Origin of the sequence: Streptomyces sp. NPDC006265, from assembly GCF_040613555.1 — a bacterium.
GTDB lineage: Bacteria > Actinomycetota > Actinomycetes > Streptomycetales > Streptomycetaceae > Streptomyces.
On sequence record NZ_JBEXSH010000888.1, the window covers coordinates 1 to 3,709 of the forward strand.

Here is a 3,709-nt window from a genome sequence, read left to right on the forward strand (position 1 = left end):
GTCAAGCAGCGGCGGCAGCGCTATCAGCGGGATGGGCTGGTCGGGCTGGCGGATGGCCGGTCGGCCAAGCAGATGCAGGCCTTCCGCCGGTGGTCCGGGGCGATGCGACGCAGCTGGTCGTCCGGGGAGTCGGGGCCGACTCCGTTGAAGAAGACCCCGACCTCCGCCTTCCATCGCTTGAGGTAGGCGCGCAGGATCGGGGTCTTGTCGTCGTCGCCGACCTCGGCCGCGGTGAAGCTGTCCACATGCTTGCCGAGGTGCAGTTCGCCGCCGCCCGCGGCGCGCATGTTGTGCGTCCACTGCACATGGCCGCGGGGGGCCACCAGGTACTGCTTGCCGTCCAGGGTCAGCAGGTTGACCGGGGTGGTGCGCCACTGGCCGCTCTTGCGGCCGCGGACGGCGAGGACGCGGGAGCCCCAGACGCTGACGCCGCGGCGGGTCAGCCAGGCCACGAAGCGGTTGAAGACGTTGACGGTGAACCAGCCCGGCTTCTGGACGTGCGTGGACATGGGGCTCCCTCGGGTGGCTGCGACGCGGTGCTCTCTTCCGTGAGCGCTGCTCTCGCTCCTTCTGGTGTCAGTCTGCACGAGGCCCGGGCGTCAAGGCAAGAGCACTGCTCTCGCATGTGTGCACTGCTCTGCTTTCGTGGGAGACTGCCCGGCATGAGCACCGCACAGGGCGCCCGTGCCCGGGCCAGGATCGAAGTCACGGCGGCCATCAAGGACGAGGCCCGCAGACAGCTCGCGGCGGAGGGTGCCGCCCGGCTCTCCCTGCGGGCGGTGGCCCGTGAGCTGGGCATGGTCTCCTCCGCGCTGTACCGCTACTTCCCAAGCCGGGACGACCTGCTGACCGCTCTCATCGTCGACGCCTACGACTCCCTCGGCGAGAGCGCCGAGGCGGCCCACGAGGCGGCGGCCGGCCCCTTCGAGCGCTGGATCACGGTCTGCGAGGCGGTGCGCGGCTGGGCGCTGGACCATCCCCACGAGTACGCGCTGATCTACGGTTCGCCCGTCCCCGGCTACACGGCCCCCGACGCCACCGTCCCGGCCGCCGCCCGCGTCGGGCTCCTGCTCATCGGTATCGCCCGCGACGCACACCGGAGCCCGGATCTCGCCCGGCCCTCGCTGGCGGACGACCTCCGCCCGGAGGCCGAACGCATGGCCGCCGACCTCGCCCCCGATCTTCCCCCGGCGGTCGTGACCGCACTCGTCGCGGCCTGGGCCCAGCTGTACGGGCTGGTCGGCTTCGAGCTGTTCGGCCAGTTCAACCGGGTGGTGGAGGACCGGGAGGCGTTCTTCCGGCACGCGGTGGGACAGCTCGCCCGCGGGGTCGGGCTGGTTCCCGAGTCCCCGTAGGTCACCGGCCCGGTGAACGGGCGTACTTCCCGGGGAGTACGCGTGATCACCACGCCGGGGTGACGTGGCCGCGGCAGCACGGCGTCTAGCGTGGCCGGTATGGACGAGCAGCGTGCGCGGGGCGGTTCGCCGCGGTGGTGGCGGCACGGGCCCGCGTGGTGGGACCGGTGGGAGGGGCGGGAGCCGCGATGGCCCTGGCGGTCCACGGTCCTCGTGACCGCGTTCGTCCTGGTCGGGTCGAACTTCGCCGCCCACGGGCAGCAGGGCGAGCGGGCGGAGCTGGATCTCTTCGCGCGGGCGCTGCTGCTGGTGGCCGGCGGGCTGCTGCTGTGGCGGAAGCGGTATCCGGTGGCCGTGGTGTTCGGCACGGCGGCCGCCGTCATGGTCTATCTCGGGGCCGGGTATCCCTACGGGCCGGTGCTCTTCACCGTCGCCCTGGCCTGCTTCAGCGCGATCGTCGCCGGGCACCGCCGGGCGGCGTGGGCCGCGATGGGCATGCTCTGGGCCGGGCACGTCCTGGTGGCGCACTGGCTCTTCCGGTGGCTGCCGCCGTCCGGGGACTCCGCCGCCTCCTGGGGCGAGGAGATCGTGGTCGCCACCTGGGTGGTGGCGATCGCGGCGGTGTCGGAGCTGTTCCGCGTCCGGCGCGAACAGTGGGTCCGGGAACGGACCGAACGGGCCGAGGCCGCGCGGCGGCGGGCCGATGAGGAGCGGCTGCGGATCGCGCGGGAGCTGCACGACGTCCTCGCCCACAGCATCTCCGTCATCAACGTGCAGGCCGGGGTAGGCCTCGCGCTCCTCGACACCGACCCCGAGCAGGCCCGCACGGCCCTCACCACGATCAAGGACCAGAGCAAGGAGGCGCTCGGCGAGGTGCGCCAGGTGCTCGACACCCTGCGTACCCCCGGTGACGCGCCGCGCGCCCCCGCGCCCGGGCTCGACCGGCTGCCCGAACTGGTGGAGCAGGCCGCGAGCGCGGGCCTCACGGTGGACGTCGAGGGGGAGCCGCCGAGCCTCGCCCCCGGCACGGACCTCGCCGCCTTCCGGATCGTCCAGGAGGCCCTGACCAACGTCGTCCGGCACTCGGGATCGCGGTACGCGCGGGTGCACCTGGTGCGCGATCGGGGCGTGTTGCGGCTGAGGGTGGACGACGACGGGCCCGCGACCGGGGACGACGCGGGCGGCAGTGGCAACGGACTCGCCGGGATGCGGGAGCGGGCCGCGGCCCTGGGTGGCACCATCGAGGCGGGCCCCCGGCCGGACGGAGGCTTCCGGGTGCTCGCCGTGCTGCCGCTGACGGCATCCGCCGCCCCGTCCCCCGGACCGACACAGGAGGACCGTTGATCCGCGTACTGCTGGCCGACGACCAGTCACTGGTGAGGGCGGGGTTCCGGGCGCTGCTCGACGCGCAGCCCGACATCGAGGTGGCCGGGGAGGCCGCCGACGGCGAGGAGGCCGTGCGGCGGATCCGAGAACAGCGCCCGGACGTCGTCCTGATGGACATCCGCATGCCCGCCCTCGACGGCCTGGCCGCGACCCGGCAGGTCACCGGCGATCCCGGCCTGGAGGACGTCAGGGTCGTCATGCTCACCACCTTCGAGCTCGACGAGTACGTCTTCGAGGCGATCCGCTCCGGCGCCTCCGGGTTCCTGGTCAAGGACACCGAGCCGGAGGAACTCCTGCGCGCCGTCCGGGCGGTGGTGGCGGGTGACGCACTGCTGTCGCCGGGTGTGACGCGGCGGCTGATCTCCGAGTTCGCGTCCCGTTCCAAGGAACCGGCGGCGGCCGGCGCCCTGGCCCGGCTCACCGAGCGGGAGCGGGAGGTGATGGCCCTGGTCGGGATCGGCCTGTCCAACGAGGAGATCGCCCGCCGCCTGGTCGTCAGCCCGCTCACCGCCAAGACCCACGTCAGCCGCACGATGGTGAAACTCGGCGCCCGCGACCGGGCCCAACTGGTTGTGCTCGCCTACGAGTCGGGTCTGGTGCGGCCGGGCTGGCTGGGCTGATCCGCCGTCCGGAACCGGACGAGGACACTGACGACCCGCGCGACGAAGAGGACCGGCGCGAGCACGACACCGGCGCGCAGCAGCAGGCGCTCGGCCGTGTCCGGCAGGTCGAAGAGCAGCGCCGGCCCGGCCACGGCCCCGAACACCACCGCCGCGGCGAAGGCCGCACTGCACAACGCGTACCCGATCTCGACGGTGATCGCGTCGCGTTCGGCCTGACTGCGCCGTCCCCCGTGACTGGTCATACGGCGAGTCAAACAGGGGTGTGGGGCGCCCGCGCCGGGGCCCCCCCCGCCCCCGCCCCCCTCAGCCCCCCCCCCCCCCCCGGCGGCCGCGCCTCGGCCCTAT

The 3,709-nt window shown here is 73.7% G+C and carries 5 protein-coding genes; 3 read left to right on the plus strand and 2 right to left on the minus strand.

The window, feature by feature from the left end:
• Window positions 1-23: 23 nt before the first annotated feature.
• Complete coding sequence (locus tag ABZ281_RS42155) at window positions 24-509, minus strand: nitroreductase family deazaflavin-dependent oxidoreductase (protein WP_356663279.1); 486 nt, start codon at window positions 507-509, stop codon at window positions 24-26.
• Window positions 510-662: 153 nt separating this feature from the next.
• Here ABZ281_RS42155 and ABZ281_RS42160 point away from each other — a divergent pair, with 153 nt between their 5' ends.
• The 3 genes from ABZ281_RS42160 (at window position 663) to ABZ281_RS42170 (ending at window position 3,361) form a co-directional block, all read left to right on the plus strand.
• Window positions 663-1,355: a TetR/AcrR family transcriptional regulator gene (locus ABZ281_RS42160; RefSeq protein WP_356663281.1), complete on the plus strand. Its 693-nt coding sequence runs from the start codon at window positions 663-665 to the stop codon at window positions 1,353-1,355.
• Window positions 1,356-1,454: 99 nt separating this feature from the next.
• On the plus strand, window positions 1,455-2,699 hold the full coding sequence (locus ABZ281_RS42165; protein WP_356663283.1) for a sensor histidine kinase: 1,245 nt from the start codon (window positions 1,455-1,457) through the stop codon (window positions 2,697-2,699).
• The gene (locus ABZ281_RS42170; RefSeq protein WP_356663285.1) at window positions 2,696-3,361 is read left to right on the plus strand and encodes a response regulator transcription factor; all 666 of its coding nucleotides are present in this window, start codon (window positions 2,696-2,698) and stop codon (window positions 3,359-3,361) included. Before ABZ281_RS42165 ends, ABZ281_RS42170 begins: the two co-directional genes overlap by 4 nt.
• Here ABZ281_RS42170 and ABZ281_RS42175 read toward each other — a convergent pair.
• Entirely contained in the window at window positions 3,322-3,606 is a 285-nt protein-coding gene (locus ABZ281_RS42175; protein WP_356663287.1) for a DUF6332 family protein, read from the minus strand. The two genes, ABZ281_RS42170 and ABZ281_RS42175, sit on opposite strands and share 40 nt — an antisense overlap.
• Window positions 3,607-3,709: the final 103 nt, after the last annotated feature.